The sequence below is a fragment of the Mycobacterium sp. 134 genome, from assembly GCF_048282715.1.
Classification (GTDB): Bacteria; Actinomycetota; Actinomycetes; order Mycobacteriales; family Mycobacteriaceae; genus Mycobacterium; species Mycobacterium septicum.
In genome coordinates this window covers 1,535,338-1,556,192 of the sequence record NZ_JBLVUN010000008.1, presented here as the reverse complement: position 1 = coordinate 1,556,192, position 20,855 = coordinate 1,535,338, and the positions used below count along the sequence as shown (strand labels likewise).

Here is a 20,855-nt window from a genome sequence, read left to right as displayed (position 1 = left end):
GCAGTGTCGCTGACTCCGGGGAGGAACGATGGTCAACCGCTGGTCTGGAGTGACGATCGATTGCGCCGATCCCGTTCGGATGTCGGCTTTCTGGGCCGCGCTGCTCGGTATTCCAGCGTCGAGCGAGCATGGGGATGATGCGAACTGGGCGACGGTGGGCTCGCGGTCGGGACCGTTTCCCCGGCTCACCTTCCAGCGCGTACCCGAACCGAAATCCACAAAGGTGCGCATCCACCTGGACGTGCAGGTAGACGACATCGCCGTAGGCCGCGACCAGGTCGAGACCCTCGGCGGACGGTGGGCGGGCATCCGCAACGACTACGACGAGGGCGTGGTCCTTGTCATGCTCGATCCCGAGGAACACGAATTCTGCTTGGTCCAGTACTTCGAAAACCACGCAGCTACTTGCGGTTGACCCTGACCGCTTCTTGAATCAGCGCTTTGAACGCGTCCACATCCAGTTCGTCGTCTTCGCGCAGATCAATGGAACGCCCAACCGGAGCCTCGAGGCTCGCGTTGAACAAATGGTCCGGGTCTTTCACCGACGAGCCTTTGGCGAAATTCACCTTGACCTTGCCCTTGTACATCTCCAGCGTGCAGATCAGGCCATCCAGCGAGAAGGCCGGCACGCCGTCAGGATTCGATGGCTTGCGCCACTTGATCTCCTCGACGACGTCAGGTTCGGCCTGTTTGATCAACGACCGGATTTCATCGACCCGATCGACGCGCCAATCCCCACTCACAGCCGTCAATGTACTCCGACGGATGGAGCGGAACCGCCCGACGAGCGTGGGCCCTGTGCACGGAAAAGGGGTCTGATGCGTGCACATCCCACACGCTCGCGGGATACGGTTTTCTGCCATGGCTGACGACAACCTGCGGGCTGCTCTTGAAGCACATTGGGTGTCATCCGACATCAACGACTTCGACGCCGAACATCGGATCTACCGCGCCGACGCGGTCCTCGAATATCCCCAATCAGGTGAGCGGATCCGCGGGCGGGACAGCATTCAGGCCTCGCGCGAAGCCCAACCGAATGCCAAACGCTTCACGGTCCGCCGCATCCTCGGTGGCGGTGATCTCTGGATCAGCGAGCTCGTGCTGACCTACGACGGGCAACCGTCCCATGTCGTGAGCATCATGGAATTCGTGGACGGCGAAGTCGTCCTCGAGACCCAGTACTTCGGAGATCCGTTCAGCCCCGGGCCATCCCGCGTTCAGTGGGTCGAACCGATGGAGTGACCGCCTGCCCGACGAGCGTGGGCCCTATGCACGAAATCCGCACCGACTTCGTGCATAGCCGCCACGCTCGGATCGGCTGCGGTCCTTATTCGACGGCTGCGCGGACGATCTCGGTAACTCGCCTCTCGGTGGCATCGTCCAGACCATCGAAGTACCAGGCCGCGGGAATCAACAGGCCATCCTTGCCCCCGGAGGGCTTCAGCGTGGCCTTCCCACTCACCCCAAGGCTCATCAGCTCGTCGTTCCGGAAGAAGATGAGGACGGGACTGCTCGCGGACTTTGCATAGCCCGGCATGCCGTACCAGATGCGCGGCTTGAGTTCCGGTGCAGCAGCGACGATCACGTCGTGCATGCGTCGCATCACAGCCCGCGCAGGCTCATCCATTCCCGCGATCTTGTCGAGGACCTGCTTGAGGTTCTTGTCATCCTTGGCAACCACTGTCATGTCCTTTCGCCTGCCGGTATCGACCCACCGGCACAATGGAATTGGCGCGCCAGAAGGCGCAGCACCCCATTCGGACATGTCCTGATCAGCTCAGGCCCCTCCGCAATGATTCAGGTGATCGTTCACCTGGAAGCGCAGAACGTGGCGGCAGACATCGTCGCCACGTCAGGCACGTTAACACGCGGTCCCCACGTCAAACCGGAGCTCAGACGTTGAAGCGGAACTCCTTGCTGGGAGTTTGTCGACGCTGACGGCGTTGGTTTCGTTAAAACGCGCAGGTCAGCGTGTTGGCTACGTCTGACGAACATAGACGGTTGCCGGAGCTACTGCGGACGGATTGCGGACGCGGTGTCCTGACGTCCGGTGGCCTACGCTTTCGAACCCGACGGTTTGTTGTCCGTACGTGCATCGACCACGACCACAGACTGGTCTCCAGTGCGTCCAAGCTCGTTGAGCACACGCGCGACTTTCAGTTCATCACTCTCGGTGTAACAGATAATGACCTTAACCGATTTGTGAGTTCTGTTAGCTTTTTCGTAAACGGCAACTTGATTTTCAAGATTTCTCTTCAAGTGGGTGCTCCGAGCGAGCTTAAACTCGATCAGCGATTTGTCACCTGAGCCAAAACTAACCTTGAAGTCAACGGGCCCCCGTCCATTATTGGTCTCACGGTTGACGTCAAACTCCGACTTACACCATATCAAGCCGAAGAATAATTGGACCTCCCTCTCGCTGGAAAGGTTCTTACCGTTTTCGCGGTTGATTACCAGGTACCCATCTTGGTTCTCTACATAATCCTTGAAGAGGTTGACGCGCTGGAGGACTTCTTCGTAACTGGTCCACGGCGTCCTGTAGAAGTCCGATTTAGAGTCCAAGTCCGGAATCGCATCGCGAACCTGAATAATGAGCGCGTCGTACAGCGCTGCGATCTTTTCACGACTTACAGCCTCTGCTTGGTCCCCCGTATCTTCTTTAAGCCGTATATAGAGATCTATCAGCTCATGAAACTTGTGAATCGTAGCCGAAGCGGCACGAGATTTATCCTTAGCAGTGGGCCTCTCCCCCAACAGCGATGCGAAGTATTGATTCACCTGGGCCCGAAGTTGGTCATTGCTAATCGAATCGGGAAGGAGTTCAAACTTGCGAACCATGTCCGCATGGTTAATCCACGTATCATCGCGCGTAAGAAGGTCGAGTGGTGTCAGCACTACAAAGTCGTTGCCTAACCTCGGGAGGTAGTACGGCCGGGTTTCCCAAGTCTTTGTGCGGTAGTTGAAAGCAGCATGGGGCACCCGGAATGTCGCACACTTAGCTTTGTCGATATATTCAGCCGCGAACGTTTGAGTATACTTCAGTAAGTAATCTTTAATTAGATTGGTAGTAAAATCACTAATACTATCCTTGCCTACACCTGGACTGACTAGCGTTAGCTTCTCAAGATGACTCGCGCGCGTGACGTCTTCTTCGCCAAAGTTAGATAGAATTGTTTGCAGAGATTTGTGTAGCGCAGTTGCAAATTTACTTCCGAGAGCATGTCCACCATTGCCGAACTGCGTGTACCCGAGCCAATTCTGCTTAACTTCCTTAAACCGGTACCACGACTGCACTAGTCCTGGATCAAGGTCAGGACGAGCTTCGTCCCGCAGAAACTTGAGGTACTCAATGATTCCCTCGTGAAGCCGATTGTATTCAGGATTCGAACTGTTAAACAGCAAGAACGGGTCAATAAATACAGGAAGATCGGTAACCACGCTTATATCGAGCGCACCATACTGCTCGAGAACCTGCGGACTGACGCCGAAGCGGTCTGAGAAGTAGAGCTGCATGGCTCCGAACGGTACCCATTTCAGCAGCAATTCGACGCTAAATTTTGGGCGTGTCTGCGGCGGCGCTGCCGATTCTCCAGAGAGAGGAATCGCTGGCCGTATGAGGCGGAGGTGAGGTGCCCGATGGGGGGTACCCCCCAGGGGGTTGAGGTTTAGGACTCGATGTCCTGTGCCAACACCCGGTAGACCGTGGCCCGGCTGACGCCCAGGGTTGAGGCGATGGTCGTCGCAGGTTCCCCGGCGGCGTGCATCCGTTGCGCCAGGGCCGCCTTCTGGGCGTCGAGAGCTTTGGGGCGTCCGATGGAGAACTGCGATGTCGTGACGGTCCAGGGAGCACTCGGGCACTCGTCGCCGAGCGTCACCCTGAACACATACGCACATCTATGGCCTAACGCCAACGACCGGACTCGGAAGGCCGCCGCAAGCCTATTCCAGGCGGCGGTTAATCCCACTGCGGACGAACTGCGGACGGAAGGCCAATAAATACCCACTGAGCTGGCCCTTTACACGTTGAAGCGGAACTCCACCACGTCGCCGTCGACCATCACGTAGTCCTTGCCTTCCATCCGGACCTTGCCTGCGGCCTTGGCAGCGGCCATCGAACCGGCCTCGACGAGGTCGTCGAACGACACCACCTCGGCCTTGATGAAGCCCTTCTCGAAGTCGGTGTGGATCACGCCGGCCGCCTTGGGAGCGGTGTCACCCTGGTGGATGGTCCAGGCGCGCGATTCCTTCGGACCGGCCGTCAGATAGGTCTGCAGCCGCAAGGTGTGGAAGCCGGCCCGCGCCAGCGCGTCCAGGCCACGCTCGGTCTGCCCGATCGACTCCAGCAGCTCGTTGGCCGACTCGTCGTCGAGCTCGATCAGCTCCGATTCGATCTTGGCGTCCAGGAACACCGCGTCGGCCGGGGCCACCAGCGCACGCAGTTCGGCCTGCTTCGCCCCATCGGTGAGTACCGACTCATCGGCGTTGAAGACGTAGAGGAACGGCTTGGTGGTCATCAGGTTCAGCTCACGCAGCACGGACCAGTCCTTGCCGGTGGAGAACAGCGTCTTGCCGTCGTCGAACACCGCCTGGGCCGCGACCGCCGCATCCAGTACCGGCTTGCGCTCCTTGTTGTTGCGGGCTTCCTTCTCCAGGCGCGGCACCGCCTTCTCCAGCGTCTGTATGTCGGCCAGGATCAGCTCGGTCTCGATCACCTCGATGTCCGAGCGCGGGTCCACCCGCCCGTCGACGTGCACCACGTCGTCATCGGCAAACACGCGCACCACCTGACAGATGGCGTCGCACTCGCGGATGTTGGCGAGGAACTTGTTGCCGAGGCCGGCGCCTTCAGAGGCGCCTTTCACGATGCCGGCGATGTCGACGAACGTCACCGGGGCCGGCACCGTCTTCTCCGAGCCGAAGATCTCGGCGAGCTTGTCGAGCCGGGGATCGGGCAACGGCACCACGCCCTCGTTGGGCTCGATGGTCGCAAACGGATAGTTGGCCGCCAACACGTCGTTGCGCGTCAGGGCATTGAACAGAGTCGACTTTCCGACGTTCGGCAAACCGACGATTCCCAGGTTCAGGCTCACAGGGAAGACAGTCTAGGCCGGTGTGACAGGCACGCCAGCGCGAGCTGGCAGCACGCGACCAGACAGAGCCGGTACGGTCTACGTGTGTCAGGACAGCGCGCGCAGTCGGCAGTGCCGGCTGACCATCGCTCTGTACACCCGCGATTCGCCGGTGTGCCGTGGTGGGGAGCTGTGCTGCTGGCGATCACCGCAACCGCGATCGGCTTTGCTTTCGATGCAGGTTCGGGCGATCGCGAGCTCACCTCGGTGTTCGCGATCTGCTATTCCCTCGGTTGTCTTCTGGCTGTTCTGACGGTTCAGCAGGCAGGGCTGTTCACCGCCGTGATCCAGCCCCCGCTCATCCTTTTCGTCGCCGTGCCCGGCTCCTATTTCCTGTTCCACGGAGGCCAGCTCAGCGGCGTGAAGGACCTGGCGATCAACTGCGGATATCCGCTCATCGAACGCTTCCCGCTGATGTTGTTCCTCTCGGCGACGGTCCTGCTGATCGGGTTGGGCCGGTGGTATGTCGGTCTGACGGCGAAGCGCGGAGCCGACGGAGACGAAACCGCCGACGCCGGAACGGCCTCGAAGGGCAAGGCCACGCCCGCCGCGGGAATTGTGTCATCTGTCACAGCGAAACTTTCCGGGCTGGTTCTCCGCAAACCCGCCACGGCGTCGACTCGCCGGGAACGGAGCACCGATGGGGATCGGGCAGCGGACGCCGCGGCGCGGCGCCGCCCGTCCCAACGCCCGCCACGCCGGCGTCCGGCAGGCGCAGAGCCCGGCACGGGGGCAGCAGCGGCAGCCGCAGCGGCCTCCGGACGACCCCGCGGCGAGCGCAGGCCGACCAAGCGGCCGGCGGCCCCGCGACCCCGCCCCAGCCGTGCCGCCGACGGCGATCTCGGCAGCGAAATCGACGGCGCGATGCCCGAGCGGCCGCGGCGGCCCAGGCCCCCGCGCTCGGCCGAGCCGGGCAGCGGCGAGCCGCGCCGCAGGGTGCGGACCCAGCCACGCGAACCACGCAAGCAGCCGCCGCCGGAGCGCCGCGACACCGGCTCGTTCGACACCCCGCGCGAGCGGCCGCAGCGACCGCGCCGCCGGTTCGACGACTACCAGCCGTTCGAGGATTCCTTCGAGCAGCCCAAGCAGGCACCCAACGGTTCGGGCCGCTCGACACACCATCCGGTGTCGCGGGTGCGGTACCGCGGTTCTGAGGACGAAGACCACCGCGTCGAGCACCGCACGCGGCCACGGTCATCCGCCAGGGGACGTCACTCCTGGGATTACGACGAGTGATCGACGGCTAGCGCCGATCAGGAGCGCGGCGGGCGGATCTCACGCGGCAGCGCGAACACCAACGTCTCGTTGGCGGTGGTCACCGGCTGCACAGTCCCGTAGCCGTATTCGGCAAGCCGCTCGAGCACACCACGCACCAGCACCTCGGGCACCGATGCCCCGGAGGTGACGCCCACGGTGGTGACGCCCTCCAACCAGGTCGGGTCGATGTCTTCGGCGTAGTCCACCAGGTGGGCTGCCTGCGACCCTGCGCCGAGCGCCACCTCGACCAGCCGGACCGAGTTGGATGAGTTCTTCGAGCCGACCACGATCACCAGCTCGCATTCGGGTGCCATCGCCTTGACCGCGACCTGGCGGTTCTGGGTGGCGTAGCAGATGTCATCACTCGGCGGATCCTGCAGCGTCGGGAACTTCTCGCGCAGCCGGCGCACGGTCTCCATCGTCTCGTCGACGCTCAGCGTCGTCTGCGACAGCCAGATCACCTTGTTCACGTCGCGCACGGTGACGTTGTCGACGGCGTCCGGATTGTCGACCACCTGGACATGGTCGGGGGCCTCACCGGCGGTACCGACCACCTCCTCATGCCCGGTATGGCCGACGAGCAGGATGTCGTAGTCGTCGCGGGCGAACCGCTTGGCCTCGTTGTGGACCTTGGTGACCAGCGGGCAGGTGGCGTCGATGGTCCTCAGATTGCGCGCGGCGGCCTCGACGTGGACGGTCGGGGCCACACCGTGCGCCGAGAACACCACGATGGCCCCTTCGGGAACCTCGCTGGTCTCTTCGACGAAGACGGCGCCGGCCTTGGCCAGCGTCTCGACGACATGCACGTTGTGCACGATCTCGTGGCGCACGTAGACCGGGGCGCCGTGCTTCTCCAGGGCGCGTTCCACAGTCTCGACAGCACGGTCCACACCGGCGCAGTATCCGCGCGGTTCGGCCAGCAGGACTCGCTTGCCAGTGGCTTGCGAACCGCCGCCTGACCTCACCGAGCTCGTGGCACCCGGGATACCCATGTTGATTGTCGGCGGCATGTCTCCAGGGTACGGGGCTACCGCGGCGCCGAGCCAGCCGTAGGCTGTGGGCCATGGGAACTGCACCGTACGGGGTCCGGCTGCTGGTGGGTGCGGCGGCGACCGCGATCGAGGAAACTCGCAAGCTGCCCCAAACCATCCTGACCTACCCCATGACGATGGCGAGCCAGGCGGCGAACCTCGTCATGCACGTCCAGCAGAACCTCGCTGAGCTGGTCGTCAAGGGCGACGAAACGCTGGGGCAGCTGTTTCCGCCCAAGGACGAGCAGCCCGAGTGGGCCACCTTCGACGAGGATCTCGACTCCGACTCCGAGGACGACGAGGCCGACGCGTCCGGCGACGGCGAGCGGCGCACCGAGGGGCGGTTCGCCCTGTACAGCACCGGAGAGCCCGAATCGGCCGCAGCGACGAACGGGAAGGCCGCGCGTGCCACCGCCGCGGGCGCAGAGCCCGATATCGCCGGTGAGCTCGGATACGACGCGCTGACGCTGGCGCAGCTACGCGCCCGGCTGGCCTCGTTGCGGGTGGCCGACCTCGAAGCGCTGCTGGCCTATGAAGAAGCCGGCCGCGCCCGCGCACCGTTCGTGACGCTGCTCGCCAACAGGATCACCCGCGCGACCGCGAAGTGACCGAACCGGGTCAGTCACCGGAGAACCCCTGGCCGGTCCGCGCCGTGGCGACCCGCGTCGCCAAATGGATCGACCGGCTCGGCACGGTGTGGGTCGAGGGACAGCTGACCGAACTCAAGGTCCGTCCGGACTCCAAGACCGTGTTCATGGTGCTGCGGGATCCGGCCGCGGATATGTCGCTGACGTTGACCTGTCCGCGCGATCTGGTGCGCAACGCCCCGGTCAAGTTGACCGAGGGCACCCAGGTGATCATCTGCGGCAAGCCCAATTTCTACACCGGCCGCGGCACATTCTCGTTGCGGGTCAGCGAGATTCGCGCAGTCGGCATCGGTGAGTTGCTGGCGCGGATCGAGCGCCTGCGCCGGCTCCTGGAGGCCGAAGGACTCTTCGACCCGCGACTCAAGCGGCCAATCCCGTTCCTGCCCAACACCATCGGCCTGATCACCGGCCGCGCCTCGGCCGCCGAGCGTGATGTCACCACAGTCGCCGGCACCCGCTGGCCCGCGGTGCGCTTCGCGATCCGCAACACCATCGTGCAGGGACCCAACGCGGTTCCGCAGATCGTAGAAGCACTCGCCGCCCTCGACGCCGACCCAGACGTCGACGTCATCGTGCTGGCCCGCGGCGGCGGCAGCGTGGAGGATCTGCTGCCGTTCTCCGACGAGACGCTGTGCCGGGCCATCGTGGCCTGCCGCACGCCGGTGGTCAGCGCGATCGGCCACGAACCCGACAGTCCGCTGTCCGATCTGGTCGCTGACGTGCGCGCGGCCACCCCGACCGACGCGGCCAAACGGATCGTCCCCGACGCGGCCGCTGAACAGGCGCTGATCAACGATCTGCACAGGCGCAGCGCCCGCGCTCTGCGCAACTGGGTGCACCGCGAGCAGCACCACGTGGAGCAGTTGCGCAGCCGTCCGGTACTCGCGCAACCTCTCGCCGCGCTCACCGCGCGGGCGGACGAGATCGTGCGCGCCCGGGCCACCGCGCAACGCGACATCACCCGGCTGATCGCCGCGGAGGCCGACACCGTCGGCCACCTGTCGGCGCGGTTGACCGCGCTCGGCCCGGCGGCGACGCTGGCCCGCGGGTATGCGGTGGTCCAGGCGGTCCCGGCGTCAGGGGCGCCGACAGTCCTGCGTTCAGTGGCCGACGCGCCGAACGGCACTCGATTGCGGGTGCGGGTGTCCGACGGCGTGATCTCGGCAGTCAGCGACGGTAGCGAATAGAGGGTGTGAGTATGAAGCCTATTAGTGAACTGGGCTACGAAGAGGCCCGTGACGAACTGATCGCCGTCGTGCAGCAGCTGGAGCAGGGCGGGCTTGACCTGGATGCTTCGCTCAACCTCTGGGAACGAGGCGAGAAGCTGGCACAACGATGCGAGGAACACTTAGCCGGAGCTCGGCAGCGCGTCGAGCAGGCACTGGCCGCGCGCGAGGCGGACGAATCTTGATCCAGCAACCATTTCTGCCGATCGCGCTCGAAACTGGAACCTGTTTCAGTTAAGCTGCCGGGCATGGGTGACGCATCTCTGACCACTGAACTCGGCCGCGTCCTGGTGACTGGCGGCTCCGGCTTCGTCGGCGCCAACCTGGTGACCGAGCTGCTCGACCGCGGATACGTGGTGCGCTCGTTCGACCGCGCGCCGTCGCCACTGGGCGATCACGCCGGCCTGGAGGTCATCGAGGGCGACATCTGCAACCCGGAGACCGTGGCCGCGGCCGTCAAGGACATCGACACGATCATTCACACCGGGGCGATCATCGACCTGATGGGCGGCGCCTCGGTCACCGAGGAGTACCGCCAGCGCAGCTTTGCCGTCAACGTCGAGGGCACCAAGAACCTGGTGCACGCGGGCCAGGCCGCCGGCGTCAAGCGTTTCGTCTACACCGCCTCCAACAGCGTGGTGATGGGCGGACAGGACATCGTCAACGGTGACGAGACCATGCCGTACACCAACCGGTTCAACGACCTGTACACCGAGACAAAGGTCGTGGCCGAGAAGTTCGTTCTCTCGCAGAACGGCGAGCAGGGCATGCTGACGTGTTCGATCCGGCCCAGCGGCATCTGGGGCCGCGGCGATCAGACCATGTTCCGCAAGGTGTTCGAGAACGTGCTGGCCGGGCACGTCAAGGTGCTCGTCGGCAACAAGAACATCAAGCTCGACAACTCCTACGTGCACAACCTGATCCACGGGTTCATCCTGGCCGGCCAGCACCTGGTCCCTGGTGGCACCGCGCCCGGTCAGGCCTACTTCATCAACGACGGCGAGCCGATCAACATGTTCGAGTTCGCCCGCCCGGTGATCGCGGCGTGCGGCCGCAAGTTGCCGACCTTCTACGTGTCAGGGCGCCTGGTGCACAAGGTGATGATGGCCTGGCAGTGGCTGCACTTCAAGTTCGGCCTCCCCGAGCCTTTGATCGAACCCCTTGCGGTGGAACGGCTTTACCTCAACAACTACTTCTCGATCGCCAAGGCCGGACGCGACCTGGGCTACAAGCCGCTGTTCACCACCGAGCAGGCCATGACCGAGTGCATGCCCTACTACGTCGACCTGTTCCACCAGATGGAGTCCGGCGACAAGCAGCCCGTCACCGCGTAGGCGGTCACGTCTCAGCGGTACAGGTGCACCGGATGGTGCGTGGACTGTTCGATCCGTGCGGATGCGGCATGCAGTAGTTCGGTGCCCAGCGAGATGAGTGCGCGGGCCGCCGCGATCTCCTCACCGATCATCGGCGCGCCGGGGTCTTTCGGGTTTCGGTAGGCATCTCCGGTGGTGGATATCGTGTCGTCGCGCACCTGAGCCCGGACCGAGGCGTGGGTGTGGATCTCGTCTTCGGAGAATTCGATCTCGACGAGCCATTTGTTGGTCAGATCCTTGTCGTACATGTCAATCACCTTCCACCTCCAAGGGTGCGCCGGTTACGTCCCGGACACCAGGCCGCAGCGTGATGAACAGGTGGCGCACCATGGCCACGAAGGTCAAGCCCCACACCGCCAGCGCGATCCAGCTCTCGACGTAACCGATACGTTCCACGATCGGTAGCTGGTCGGCCTGGCCGAGGTAGTAGCCGCCGACCCCGTACATCCCCAGTGGGAAGACCACGCTCCACAGGGTGGCGTCGTAGCGCAGCGGGATGCGATGGACCCAGTGGCGCCAGATTCCGGCAGCGATCAGCGGTGGAATCAACCAGGTGCCAAAGGCCCAGAAGAACACCGATGCGCCCGCGATCAGCCCACGAGTGGCCGCCACCATGGGCGCATCCGCCATCTCGACGATCCGGGCTCCGGCCACCACCGTGATGGCCGTGGCACCCATCGCCACCCAGTACGACGGCGTCAGATCAGCGGGCCGCAACGGATACAGCAGCATCCGCATGGCCACGAACACGCCCGCGGCCCCGTAGAGAAATATCCCGACCGACCACGAGAAGACCGCCAGCAATGCCAGTTCCGAACGACCGACGGCGATTTCGGGCTGCAGTGCCGCGGCCAGCACCGCGACGGACTGGCTGGCCACCACCCAGATGAACCAGGTGCCGTTGGCGCTCTGCAACACCGGCCGGGCGGCACGACCGAGTACCGCAGTCCACGGCACCACGTAGCCCAACACCATCCAGGCCACCCAGCCGATTGCCAGGAGCCCGAACGCCAACCCGTAACGCCCGTCGGCGGCCAGCCTGGTCCCGACCACACAGGTCGCGGCCACGAACGTGAACATGGCGAACGCGCGGCTCGGATCGGTCAGGTCGGCCACGAATTCGCGACGGTAGATGACGACGCGCACGCCTGTCAGGGCCACCAAGACCAGATAGGCGATGCCCGCCACCCACAAGAGCACCACCGAAACCGCATGCACACGGTGGTAAGTCATTGCGATGGACATGATTCCGGTGGCCATGACGAGTGCGAAGTAACCGGGATGCAGGGTGCGGACAGCCTCGCGTACCGTCGGCTCGCTCATGGCTCGGTCTTACCACCTACCGCCGGACGAACGCGTAAATATCCGGCGACAGGCGGGCGAAGCAGCGTCGGGCAGGTATCGGAGCGCCTAAGGTCGAACGCGGGGTCGGGGATACACAGCTGGGTGAGGAGCCAATCATGCCGAACGGTAAACCGAACATCCTGGTCATCTGGGGCGACGACATCGGAATCAGCAACCTCAGTTGCTACAGCGACGGGTTGATGGGCTACCGCACCCCGAACATCGACCGCCTCGCCGACGAGGGCATGCGTTTCACCGACTCCTACGGCGAGCAAAGCTGCACCGCCGGCCGGGCAGCATTCATCAGTGGGCAGAGCGTCTACCGCACCGGCATGAGCAAGGTCGGTGTGCCCGGCGTCGACATCGGTTGGGCCGCAGAGGATCCGACCATCGCCGAGCTGCTCAAGCCGCTCGGGTACGCGACCGGTCAGTTCGGCAAGAACCACTTCGGCGATCTCAACAAGTACCTGCCGACGCTGCACGGCTTCGACGAGTTCTTCGGCAACCTCTATCACCTCAACGCCGAGGAAGAACCGGAGAATTTCGACTATCCGCACGAGGACCGGTACCCGCGGCTCTATCAGCTGGCCAAACCGCGTGGCGTGCTGAAGTGCAAGGCCACCACCGAGGTTTCCAAGGAACCCGACGACCCGAAGTTCGGCCCGGTCGGCAAGCAGACCATCGAGGACACCGGCCCGCTGAACACGAAGCGGATGGAGACCATCGACGAGGACATCGCCGACGCCACGGTCGACTACATCAAGCGCCAGCATGCGGAGGGCAATCCGTTCTTCGTGTGGTGCAACTTCACCCACATGCACCTCTACACCCACACCAAGCCGGAGAGCCGTGGGCAAGCCGGGCTGTGGCAGTCGCCGTACCACGACACGATGATCGACCACGACCGCAACGTCGGCACCGTGCTGAACGTGCTCGACGAGCTCGGCATCGCCGAGGACACCATCGTCATCTACTCCACCGACAACGGTCCGCACCGCAACACCTGGCCCGACGGCGGCACCACCCCGTTCCGCAGCGAGAAGAACACCAACTGGGAAGGCGCCTTCCGGATTCCCGAGCTGATCCGCTGGCCCGGAAAGATCAAGGCCGGCACGGTCTCCAACGAGATCATCCAGCACCACGACTGGCTGCCGACCCTGCTGGCCGCCGCCGGTGATCCCGACATCGCCGAGAAGCTCAAGAAGGGCCACACGGCCGGGGCCGACGGGGAAACCGAGTACAAGGTCCATATCGACGGCTTCAACCTGCTGCCGTACCTGACGGGCGAGGTGGACACCAGCCCCAGACGCGGGTTCTTCTACTTCTCCGACGACGGCGACCTGGTGGCGCTGCGGTTCGAAAACTGGAAGATCGTCTTCGCCGAGCAGCGGTGCCAGGGCACCCTGCGGGTCTGGGCCGAGCCGTTCACTCCGCTACGCGTGCCGAAGTTGTTCAACCTGCGCACCGACCCGTACGAGTTCGCCGACATCACGTCGAACACCTACTACGAATGGCTGTTGCGGCACGACTTCTTCGTGTTCTACGCGACCGCGATGGCGACGAAGTTCCTCGAGACGTTCAAGGAATTCCCGCCTCGGCATGCACCGGCCAGCTTCAGCGTGGATCAAGCCGTAGAGAAGTTGCACGAGTTCCTGGCCAAGGACTGACCGGCTCGAATTGAGTATTCGCTGAGAGACGCGCGAGATAGTCCTCCGCTCCGCCGTGGGCGCATAACGTCGGGCCAGGTCGGGAGGACTGGCAGCAGGCGCGACAACCGCATCCGATACGAAAGCGAGGCCTGGCACATGCCCAACAACCAACCCAACATCCTGGTCATCTGGGGCGACGACATCGGGATCAGCAATCTGTCCTGCTACAGCATGGGGCTGATGGGATATCGGACGCCCAACATCGACCGCATCGCCAAGGAAGGCATGCTGTTCACCGATTCCTACGGCGAGCAGAGCTGTACGGCCGGCCGCTCATCGTTCATCACGGGCCAGAGCGTGTACCGCACAGGCCTGTCCAAGGTCGGCATGCCCGGCGTGGACGTCGGAATGTCCCCTGAAGACCCGACGATCGCATCGCTGCTGAAACCGCTCGGCTACGCCACCGGGCAGTTCGGGAAGAACCATCTCGGTGACCTCAACCAGTATCTGCCGACCAATCACGGCTTCGACGAGTTCTTCGGCAACCTGTACCACCTCAACGCCGAAGAGGAGCCGGAGCACCCCGACTACCCGACCGAAGAAGAGGCCCCCAATTTGCGCAGGAAGATGCTGCCGCGCGGTGTGGTCCATTCCTGGGCGACCGAGGAGGAGTCTGACGAGGTCGACGAGCGCTTCGGCCCGGTAGGCAAACAACGCATCGAGGACACCGGGCCGCTGTCCAAGAAACGCATGGAGACCATCGACGACGAGACGACGTCGGCCTGTATCGACTTCATCCGGCGCCAAAAGGAGGCGGATACACCGTTCTTCGTCTGGATGAACACCACCCACATGCATTTCCGGACGCATACCAAGCCCGAAAGCGTCGGACAGGCCGGGCGCTGGCAGTCCGGCTACCACGACACGATGGTCGACCACGACCGCAACGTGGGCCAATTGCTCGACGCGCTGGACGAGTTGGGCCTGGCCGAGGACACCATTGTCATCTACTCGACCGACAACGGTCCGCACGCCAACACCTGGCCCGATGGTGCGACCACTCCGTTCCGCAGTGAAAAAAACACCAACTGGGAAGGTGCCTTCCGGATTCCGGAGCTGATCCGCTGGCCCGGAAAGATCGAGGCGGGAACGGTATCCAATGAGATCGTCCAGCATCACGACTGGCTGCCGACCTTCCTGGCCGCCGCCGGGGACGCCGATATCGTGGAGAAGCTCAAGAAGGGCTACAAGGCCGGCGACACGAAATACAAGGTCCATATCGACGGCTTCAACCTGCTGCCCTACCTCACCGGCGAGGTCGACAAGAGCCCGCGCCGCGGGTTGATCTACTTCTCCGACGATTGCGACGTACTCGGTGTGCGCATCGACAACTGGAAGGTGGTGTTCATGGAGCAGCGCTGCCAGGGCACGCTGCAGATCTGGTTCGAGCCCTTCACGCCGCTGCGCGCGCCGAAACTGTTCAACCTACGCACCGACCCCTACGAGCGCGCGGACATCACCTCCAACACCTACTGGGATTGGTGGTTCGAACACGACTACCTCGCCCTCATGGCCAACGCGTTGGTCACCCAGTTCCTTGAGACCTTCAAGGAGTTTCCACCGCGCCGCGAACCGGCATCGTTCACCATCAGCAACGCAGTCGATCAACTGCACAACTTCCTCGAACGCATCGGCGGCTGAGTTGGGAGTTCTTGATTCCTGGAACGACGGCCCCACGAAGTCGGCCATCGTCGACTTCGTGGGCCGCGTCTCCGAGCAGGTGGCTCCCGAGGAGCGGGTCGCCGTCTTCGACAACGACGGCACCCTGTGGTGTGAGAAGCCGGCCTACATTCAGCTGGACTTCCTGGTGCGCCGCTTGGCCGAACAGGCTGCCGCCGACCCTGCCCTGGCCGCCAGGCAGCCGTATCAAGCGGCTGCCGCCGGTGACCTGGCCTGGTTCGGGGATGCCGTCACCAAGCACTACAACGGTGATGATTCCGCCCTGAAAATCCTTGCGGGCGGCATACTTTCGGCCTACGCCGGAATGTCTGTCGAGGATCATGCCGACCAGATCAAGGCGTTCTTCGCCGAGGCGCAGCACCCGACGCTGGATCGTCCGTACACCACGTGCGGCTATCTGCCGATGGTCGAGTTGCTGCGTTATCTGGAGGCCAACGGCTTCATCAACTACATCGTCTCCGGTGGCGGCCGTGATTTCATGCGCCCGGTGACGACGTCGATGTACGGCATTCCGCCGGAGCGGGTGGTCGGCAGTTCGGTCGGGTTGGATTTCGTCGACGGTCAGCTCAAGACGACAGCCACCCCGGAATTCCTGAATGACGGCCCGGTCAAGGCGGTACGCATCTGGGGGCGGGTGGGACGTCGACCGATCTTCGCGGCAGGCAACTCCAACGGCGATATCCAGATGCTCGAGTACACGGCCGGCGGCGCGGGTCCGTCGTTGGGTCTGTTGGTGCGCCATGACGATGCCGAACGCGAATTCGATTACACCGCAGGCGCGGAGAAGGCGCTGGGGCTCGCCGCCGACCGCGGCTGGGCGGTGGCGAGTATGCGTCACGACTGGACGACAGTCTTTGACTGACGATCTGGTCTGGATTCCGGCACAGACGGCGGTCCTCGGCTCTGATGCGCACTACGCCGAGGAGGCGCCGGCTCGCGAGGTTGCCACCGCCGGGTTCTGGATTCAGCGTCATCAGGTGACCAACGCCGACTACGCCGAATTCGTGGACTCCACCGGCTATGTCACCGTCGCCGAGCGTCCGGTGAACCCGGACGACTTCCCCGGGGCACCACCGGAGAACCTGGTACCCGGCTCCATGGTGTTCCGGCGCACCGCAGGCCCGGTGGATCTGCGGCACCTCAACCTGTGGTGGGTGTGGACTCCGGGCGCGTGCTGGAATCACCCCCGTGGACCGCGCTCATCGCTAAAGGGTCGCGAGCAGCATCCGGTGGTGCACATCGCCTTTGACGATGCCGCGGCGTATGCGGACTGGGCCGCGCTGGAACTGCCCACCGAGGCAGAGTGGGAGACCGCCGCCCGTGGCGGGATCTCCGGTGCCGCCTACACGTGGGGCGACGAACCCGAGCAACCCGAACAGCACCTGGCGAACTACTGGCACGGCGAGTTCCCGTATCTGCCCGACACCGGTTACGGCACAACGAAACCAGTCGGCAGCTTCGAGCCCAACGGTTACGGCCTGTTCGACATGGCCGGCAACGTCTGGGAGTGGACCACGGACTGGTACGGCGAGGACCGGGCCACCACGCCCTGCTGCGCCGCCGACACCTACGACCCGAACCAGCCGCAGTTCCAGATCGGGCGCAGGGTGATCAAGGGCGGCTCGTTCCTGTGCGCCGACAGCTACTGCATGCGGTACCGACCTGCTGCGCGCCGGCCCCAGATGGTGGATACGGGTATGAGCCACATCGGCTTTCGATGCGTGCGCCGCGCCGGTTAGAGCTGACCCTAACCGAACGCCGGCGCGACGAAGCGCCGCAGCATCTGCTGCTCGGTAGCCTCGTCCGGCCCAGGCCAGACCAACAGCGACAGCACCAGGCGCACGATCCATGCCGCGGCCGCCGGGTCGTCCTCGTCCAGCCCGGTGAGTTCGGTGGCGAACGCGGCAGGCACCGGCGATTGCGTCAGGTCCGCCATCCCGCCGCCGCTGCGCAGTGACCCGAGGAGTAGATCGAACATCGGATCGGCTCGGATACGGTGCAGTGCAACGGTGATCGCGGTCATCACCCGCTGCGCCCCGGTCAGCCCGTCGACCGCTCGACGCACCTCCCCCACGATCGAAGCGGCCAACCTGGCCAGCACGGCGTCGCGGATCTGTGTCTTGCCGCCGGCATGCCGGTAGATCGTCGCGCGCGAGCAGTGCACCCGCGCCGCCAGCGCGTCGATGTCCAATGCGTCGAGGCCGTCACGCGCTGCCATCTCGGCAGCCGCGGTGTAGATGCGCTCGGCTGCCTCGGCGCGTCGGTCGCCCCCGACCAACCAGTCCGTACGCGTTGGAGACATAGTCGCGAATTTATCTCATCATGAGACAAAGTTCCGAATTATTCTCACTCCATCCGCAGGTCGCCGCCCCGCATTGAGACGCCTTCGCGCCGTCAGTCCGGGCGACGAATATCAACATGTCCTGGCATCGTTGACTGCCCCGGAATCACCAGCCAACCTGGGCAAATGCTCCTGGCACACGACCTGTTCGACCCAGCCTGCCTTCAGGATCCGTATCCCTTGTATGCGCGGATGCGGGCGGCCTCACCGGTGCAGCAGATCGCGGACTCACCGTTCTTCGTGGCGTGCACATTCGATGCCGTCGTCGAGGCCACGTCTCGGGTCGACGATTTCTCGTCAAATCTCACTGCCACCATGTGGCATCAGACCGATGGCTCGGTGACCCGTTTCGCGATGGAACCTCCAGGCGGCGCCACTCACGTGCTGGCGACCGCGGACGATCCGCTGCATGCCGCCCACCGCAAGATGGTGCTTCCCCGGCTGGCCGCCCGGCGGATAGCCGCATTGGAACCGTTCATCGCCGAAACCACCGCCGACCTGCTCGCCGAGGCCGGCGGGCAGTTCGACTGGATGGCCGTCATGGCGGACCGGTTGCCGATGCTTGTGGTCGCGAAGCTGCTCGGGCTACCGACCGAGGATGTCGACCGGTTGGTGACCTGGGCCTACGCCAGCACCGCGTTGCTCGACGGATTGGTCGACACCGACCTGCTCACGGCTGCGGGGATCGCCGCCGTCGAACTCGGCGGATACCTCTTCGAACGGTTCGATGCGGAAGCGGCAAATCCGGGCGACAACCTGATGGGCGATTTCGCGAAGTACTGCGCGACCGAGAAGATCACCCCCGAGACGGCGGCGCTGATCCTCATCCAGTTGGTCGCGGCGGGGGCGGAGTCCACCGCGTCACTGCTGGGCAGCGCGGTGCAGATACTGGCGCAACGGCCCGATCTGGCCGACCGGCTGCGCCGCGAACCCAACCTGGTGGCAGCGTTCCTGGAAGAAGTGTTGCGATACGAATCGCCGTTCCGTGGGCATTACCGGCACGTCCTGGCCGATACCGACCTGGCCGGCGTCACACTGCCGGCGGACTCGCACCTGCTGCTGCTGTGGGGGTCGGCCAACCGTGACCCGGCAGCGTTCGAGGCAGCGGATGAATTCCGGCTCGACCGGGGAAATGCCAAGACTCACTTGACATTCGGAAAGGGGGCCCACTTCTGCGTGGGCGCAGCACTGGCCCGCATGGAAGCCCGGACAGTGGTTTCGCACCTACTGTCGGCCAGCACCATGATCCAGCCCACCGGCGACGCCGAATGGCTACCCAGCTTGCTGGTGCGACGACTACGCCGACTGCCGCTGAGCGTGCGGTGAACTACCGCAGAACTCAGGCAGCTTGCGCTGCGAGCGCGATGCTGTCGTCGTCGACGAACACCAGTCCGCCGTCGTCGAGGTTGACTGCCCACCGGCGTGCCGGTTCGACAATTCGCTCCCCGGCGACCTCGACCGCGGTCCCGGCCAAGTCGGCGAAATCTTCGACGACCGTGCCGTGCAATTCGTCGTCAGTTCCCGGATAAACGATCACCGAGGAACCCACAGCAACTTCTTCGGCAATTTCGCCGGAGTCGCTGTCGTTAACCCCCGTCACGACATCTTCGGACATCCAACACCTCCCCAATTACTGACGCGTGCAACCGAGTACATCACAAACGCCTGCGATTGGCTCACTTTCATCGATACCTACAGCCACACCTTGCATACGTCTCGGGCAAATTTCCAAATCCGGTAACGACGACCGTTCCGGCAAATGCATCACATTGGGACATGCCGCGTGACCCCGGTCACGCTTATCTACCGACAGTGCCATCGATCAATGCTTTTGAGGCAACCGCAGCAACATTCGCCTCCACCGGCTCTCCCCCAGCACGGCGGCTGCGTACCCGTTGCTGAGCAACCCCGGGCGAACGGTCCCCCGTAAACCCCCGGAACCCGTCGGGATCGCGGTGACACACACCACATCCACGTTCGCTAGTGTTGCAACACGTTCTAGCGAGGAGGCCTATGTCCGACGCTGTTTTGGTTACCGGAGCGTTCGGTTTGGTGGGCTCCGCCGTCGTGAAGACGCTGGCTGCCGGCGGACGCGCGGTGGTCGCGACTGATCTCGACGTCCCCGGAAACCGCAAGGCCGCTGCCGCCCTCCCGGCCTCCGTAGAGGTGCGCTGGGCGGATCTGACCGATGCCGCCGCCGTCGACGCACTCGTCGCCGCGGTCGCGCCGGCCGCGATCATCCACCTCGCCGCGATCATCCCGCCGTTCTGCTACATGCGCCGCGGGCTGGCCCGGAAGGTGAATGTCGAGGCCACCGCGTCGCTGCTGCGCGCCGCCGAGGCCCAGCCCACACCGCCGCGGTTCGTCCAGGCCTCCAGCATCGCGGTCTACGGCGCCCGCAATCCGCACCACATCGACGACGTGCTGACCCCCGACACCCCGGTCAACCCGTCCGACATCTACGGCGCCCACAAGGTCGAGGCCGAAGCCCTGGTCAGGGCCTCGAAGCTGGACTGGCTGATCCTGCGGCTCGGTGGGGTGATGAGCTCCGAGTTCAGCCTCGGCATCGACGTCGACCTCATCTCGTTCGAGAGCGTGCTGCCCGCCGACGGGCGGTTGCAGACCGTCGACGTGCGCGATGTGGCGGCAGCGTTCGTCGCGGCCACCACGGTCCCGACCGAGACCGCCAACCACGAGGTGCTGCTGATCGGCGGCGACGCCGAAACGCACCGGCACATCCAGTCCGCGGTCGGTTCGCAAGCGGCTGCCGCGATGGGGATCAAGGGCGGCCTGCCGATCGGCCGGCCCGGCAACCCCGACGACGACACCGCCTGGTTCGCCACCGACTGGATGGACACCCGCCGCTCGCAGGACGCGCTCGGGTTCCAGCACCACTCGTGGCCGCAGCTGCTGGCAGACACCAGGGCGAACGCCGGGTTCAAGCGTTTCCCGATCGGCCTGGCGGCGCCCCTGATCCGCGCGTTCCTGCGGTCCAAGTCCGCGTACAAGGACTATCCCGGGCAGCTGGCCGACCCCTGGAACGCCATCGACAAGAAGTGGGGCGATCATCGCCCGGATCGGGCCGACGAGCGCCCGCGCGAAGAGAAGGAATGAGCAG

Annotated in this window: 22 protein-coding genes and 1 pseudogene; 13 read left to right on the top strand and 10 right to left on the bottom strand. The window is 64.3% G+C overall.

Annotated features, from left to right (window positions below; all coding sequences use genetic code 11):
* Window positions 1-28 precede the first annotated feature (28 nt).
* Window positions 29-415 carry a VOC family protein gene (locus ACNQVK_RS12290; protein ID WP_418029733.1) on the top strand — a complete coding sequence of 129 codons (387 nt, stop codon included), beginning with the start codon at window positions 29-31 and terminating at the stop codon, window positions 413-415.
* Here the strand turns inward: ACNQVK_RS12290 and ACNQVK_RS12285 are convergent.
* Window positions 402-743, bottom strand: coding sequence for a DUF1801 domain-containing protein (locus ACNQVK_RS12285; protein WP_044519911.1), 342 nt, complete (start codon window positions 741-743; stop codon window positions 402-404). The two genes, ACNQVK_RS12290 and ACNQVK_RS12285, sit on opposite strands and share 14 nt — an antisense overlap.
* A 118-nt stretch (window positions 744-861) precedes the next feature.
* Here ACNQVK_RS12285 and ACNQVK_RS12280 point away from each other — a divergent pair, with 118 nt between their 5' ends.
* Window positions 862-1,242 (top strand): nuclear transport factor 2 family protein, encoded by a 381-nt coding sequence (locus ACNQVK_RS12280; protein WP_418029732.1) that lies wholly within the window; start codon window positions 862-864, stop codon window positions 1,240-1,242.
* 85 nt (window positions 1,243-1,327) lie between these two features.
* Here the strand turns inward: ACNQVK_RS12280 and ACNQVK_RS12275 are convergent, their stop codons facing one another.
* From ACNQVK_RS12275 to ychF, 4 genes and pseudogenes are all read right to left on the bottom strand, one after another.
* Window positions 1,328-1,687, bottom strand: coding sequence for a DUF1801 domain-containing protein (locus tag ACNQVK_RS12275; RefSeq protein ID WP_418029731.1), 360 nt, complete (start codon window positions 1,685-1,687; stop codon window positions 1,328-1,330).
* Window positions 1,688-2,055: 368 nt separating this feature from the next.
* Window positions 2,056-3,513, bottom strand: coding sequence for a hypothetical protein (locus tag ACNQVK_RS12270; protein WP_418029730.1), 1,458 nt, complete (start codon window positions 3,511-3,513; stop codon window positions 2,056-2,058).
* A 152-nt stretch (window positions 3,514-3,665) separates the two neighbouring features.
* Window positions 3,666-3,815 (bottom strand): annotated as a pseudogene (locus ACNQVK_RS12265) (helix-turn-helix domain-containing protein); the annotation flags it as partial.
* A gap of 201 nt (window positions 3,816-4,016) precedes the next feature.
* The gene (ychF, locus tag ACNQVK_RS12260) at window positions 4,017-5,090 is read right to left on the bottom strand and encodes a redox-regulated ATPase YchF (RefSeq protein ID WP_418029729.1); all 1,074 of its coding nucleotides are present in this window, start codon (window positions 5,088-5,090) and stop codon (window positions 4,017-4,019) included.
* Between the two features lie 84 nt (window positions 5,091-5,174).
* Between ychF and ACNQVK_RS12255 the strand changes: the two genes are divergently transcribed.
* Window positions 5,175-6,365: a DUF6542 domain-containing protein gene (locus ACNQVK_RS12255; RefSeq protein ID WP_418029728.1), complete on the top strand. Its 1,191-nt coding sequence runs from the start codon at window positions 5,175-5,177 to the stop codon at window positions 6,363-6,365.
* A gap of 17 nt (window positions 6,366-6,382) precedes the next feature.
* Here ACNQVK_RS12255 and ACNQVK_RS12250 read toward each other — a convergent pair whose 3' ends face one another.
* The gene (locus ACNQVK_RS12250; protein ID WP_418029727.1) at window positions 6,383-7,396 is read right to left on the bottom strand and encodes a 4-hydroxy-3-methylbut-2-enyl diphosphate reductase; all 1,014 of its coding nucleotides are present in this window, start codon (window positions 7,394-7,396) and stop codon (window positions 6,383-6,385) included.
* A gap of 53 nt (window positions 7,397-7,449) precedes the next feature.
* Between ACNQVK_RS12250 and ACNQVK_RS12245 the strand changes: the two genes are divergently transcribed.
* The 4 genes from ACNQVK_RS12245 (at window position 7,450) to ACNQVK_RS12230 (ending at window position 10,624) form a co-directional block, all read left to right on the top strand.
* Window positions 7,450-8,025, top strand: coding sequence for a lipid droplet-associated protein (locus ACNQVK_RS12245; protein WP_418029726.1), 576 nt, complete (start codon window positions 7,450-7,452; stop codon window positions 8,023-8,025).
* Window positions 8,022-9,251: an exodeoxyribonuclease VII large subunit gene (xseA, locus tag ACNQVK_RS12240; protein WP_418029725.1), complete on the top strand. Its 1,230-nt coding sequence runs from the start codon at window positions 8,022-8,024 to the stop codon at window positions 9,249-9,251. Before ACNQVK_RS12245 ends, xseA begins: the two co-directional genes overlap by 4 nt.
* Window positions 9,252-9,262: 11 nt before the next feature.
* The gene (locus ACNQVK_RS12235) at window positions 9,263-9,475 is read left to right on the top strand and encodes an exodeoxyribonuclease VII small subunit (RefSeq protein WP_036450687.1); all 213 of its coding nucleotides are present in this window, start codon (window positions 9,263-9,265) and stop codon (window positions 9,473-9,475) included.
* A gap of 63 nt (window positions 9,476-9,538) precedes the next feature.
* On the top strand, window positions 9,539-10,624 hold the full coding sequence (locus tag ACNQVK_RS12230) for an NAD-dependent epimerase/dehydratase family protein (protein WP_418029724.1): 1,086 nt from the start codon (window positions 9,539-9,541) through the stop codon (window positions 10,622-10,624).
* Window positions 10,625-10,635: 11 nt separating this feature from the next.
* Here the strand turns inward: ACNQVK_RS12230 and ACNQVK_RS12225 are convergent, their stop codons facing one another.
* The gene (locus ACNQVK_RS12225; RefSeq protein WP_044519921.1) at window positions 10,636-10,911 is read right to left on the bottom strand and encodes a DUF1876 domain-containing protein; all 276 of its coding nucleotides are present in this window, start codon (window positions 10,909-10,911) and stop codon (window positions 10,636-10,638) included.
* Between the two features lies 1 nt (window position 10,912).
* A complete protein-coding gene (locus ACNQVK_RS12220; RefSeq protein WP_418029723.1) occupies window positions 10,913-11,986 on the bottom strand; it encodes a tellurite resistance/C4-dicarboxylate transporter family protein in 1,074 nt (357 codons plus the stop codon).
* Window positions 11,987-12,123: 137 nt separating this feature from the next.
* Between ACNQVK_RS12220 and ACNQVK_RS12215 the strand changes: the two genes are divergently transcribed.
* The 4 genes from ACNQVK_RS12215 to ACNQVK_RS12200 all read left to right on the top strand — a co-directional run bounded on the left by ACNQVK_RS12215 (window position 12,124) and on the right by ACNQVK_RS12200 (window position 17,135).
* Complete coding sequence (locus tag ACNQVK_RS12215; RefSeq protein WP_418029722.1) at window positions 12,124-13,674, top strand: arylsulfatase; 1,551 nt, start codon at window positions 12,124-12,126, stop codon at window positions 13,672-13,674.
* Window positions 13,675-13,812: 138 nt separating this feature from the next.
* A complete protein-coding gene (locus ACNQVK_RS12210) occupies window positions 13,813-15,357 on the top strand; it encodes an arylsulfatase (protein WP_418029721.1) in 1,545 nt (514 codons plus the stop codon).
* Window position 15,358: 1 nt separating this feature from the next.
* Window positions 15,359-16,258, top strand: a complete 900-nt coding sequence (locus tag ACNQVK_RS12205) for an HAD family hydrolase (RefSeq protein ID WP_418029720.1) — start codon at window positions 15,359-15,361, stop codon at window positions 16,256-16,258.
* Window positions 16,251-17,135, top strand: a complete 885-nt coding sequence (locus tag ACNQVK_RS12200; RefSeq protein WP_418029719.1) for a formylglycine-generating enzyme family protein — start codon at window positions 16,251-16,253, stop codon at window positions 17,133-17,135. The genes ACNQVK_RS12205 and ACNQVK_RS12200 overlap by 8 nt, the downstream gene beginning before the upstream one ends.
* An 8-nt stretch (window positions 17,136-17,143) precedes the next feature.
* Here ACNQVK_RS12200 and ACNQVK_RS12195 read toward each other — a convergent pair whose 3' ends face one another.
* The gene (locus tag ACNQVK_RS12195; protein ID WP_418029718.1) at window positions 17,144-17,698 is read right to left on the bottom strand and encodes a TetR/AcrR family transcriptional regulator; all 555 of its coding nucleotides are present in this window, start codon (window positions 17,696-17,698) and stop codon (window positions 17,144-17,146) included.
* Window positions 17,699-17,863: 165 nt separating this feature from the next.
* Here ACNQVK_RS12195 and ACNQVK_RS12190 point away from each other — a divergent pair, with 165 nt between their 5' ends.
* Complete coding sequence (locus ACNQVK_RS12190; protein WP_418029717.1) at window positions 17,864-19,063, top strand: cytochrome P450; 1,200 nt, start codon at window positions 17,864-17,866, stop codon at window positions 19,061-19,063.
* A gap of 13 nt (window positions 19,064-19,076) precedes the next feature.
* Here ACNQVK_RS12190 and ACNQVK_RS12185 read toward each other — a convergent pair whose 3' ends face one another.
* Window positions 19,077-19,352 carry a hypothetical protein gene (locus tag ACNQVK_RS12185; RefSeq protein ID WP_276127691.1) on the bottom strand — a complete coding sequence of 92 codons (276 nt, stop codon included), beginning with the start codon at window positions 19,350-19,352 and terminating at the stop codon, window positions 19,077-19,079.
* A 398-nt stretch (window positions 19,353-19,750) separates the two neighbouring features.
* On the opposite strand from ACNQVK_RS12185, the gene ACNQVK_RS12180 reads away from it, so the two are divergent.
* Window positions 19,751-20,851 carry an NAD-dependent epimerase/dehydratase family protein gene (locus ACNQVK_RS12180; protein WP_418029716.1) on the top strand — a complete coding sequence of 367 codons (1,101 nt, stop codon included), beginning with the start codon at window positions 19,751-19,753 and terminating at the stop codon, window positions 20,849-20,851.
* Window positions 20,852-20,855: the final 4 nt, after the last annotated feature.

Bases quoted from the DNA above. Each gene is read 5' to 3' on its own strand.
- ACNQVK_RS12290 (WP_418029733.1), top strand. From the start codon at position 29: ATGGTCAACCGCTGGTCTGGAGTGACGATCGATTGCGCCGATCCCGTT.
- ACNQVK_RS12280 (WP_418029732.1), top strand. From the start codon at position 862: ATGGCTGACGACAACCTGCGGGCTGCTCTTGAAGCACATTGGGTGTCA.
- ACNQVK_RS12275 (WP_418029731.1), bottom strand. From the start codon at position 1,687: ATGACAGTGGTTGCCAAGGATGACAAGAACCTCAAGCAGGTCCTCGAC.
- ACNQVK_RS12270 (WP_418029730.1), bottom strand. From the start codon at position 3,513: ATGCAGCTCTACTTCTCAGACCGCTTCGGCGTCAGTCCGCAGGTTCTC.
- ACNQVK_RS12250 (WP_418029727.1), bottom strand. From the start codon at position 7,396: ATGCCGCCGACAATCAACATGGGTATCCCGGGTGCCACGAGCTCGGTG.
- ACNQVK_RS12245 (WP_418029726.1), top strand. From the start codon at position 7,450: ATGGGAACTGCACCGTACGGGGTCCGGCTGCTGGTGGGTGCGGCGGCG.
- ACNQVK_RS12235 (WP_036450687.1), top strand. From the start codon at position 9,263: ATGAAGCCTATTAGTGAACTGGGCTACGAAGAGGCCCGTGACGAACTG.
- ACNQVK_RS12230 (WP_418029724.1), top strand. From the start codon at position 9,539: ATGGGTGACGCATCTCTGACCACTGAACTCGGCCGCGTCCTGGTGACT.
- ACNQVK_RS12225 (WP_044519921.1), bottom strand. From the start codon at position 10,911: ATGTACGACAAGGATCTGACCAACAAATGGCTCGTCGAGATCGAATTC.
- ACNQVK_RS12220 (WP_418029723.1), bottom strand. From the start codon at position 11,986: ATGAGCGAGCCGACGGTACGCGAGGCTGTCCGCACCCTGCATCCCGGT.
- ACNQVK_RS12215 (WP_418029722.1), top strand. From the start codon at position 12,124: ATGCCGAACGGTAAACCGAACATCCTGGTCATCTGGGGCGACGACATC.
- ACNQVK_RS12210 (WP_418029721.1), top strand. From the start codon at position 13,813: ATGCCCAACAACCAACCCAACATCCTGGTCATCTGGGGCGACGACATC.
- ACNQVK_RS12195 (WP_418029718.1), bottom strand. From the start codon at position 17,698: ATGTCTCCAACGCGTACGGACTGGTTGGTCGGGGGCGACCGACGCGCC.
- ACNQVK_RS12190 (WP_418029717.1), top strand. From the start codon at position 17,864: ATGCTCCTGGCACACGACCTGTTCGACCCAGCCTGCCTTCAGGATCCG.
- ACNQVK_RS12185 (WP_276127691.1), bottom strand. From the start codon at position 19,352: ATGTCCGAAGATGTCGTGACGGGGGTTAACGACAGCGACTCCGGCGAA.
- ACNQVK_RS12180 (WP_418029716.1), top strand. From the start codon at position 19,751: ATGTCCGACGCTGTTTTGGTTACCGGAGCGTTCGGTTTGGTGGGCTCC.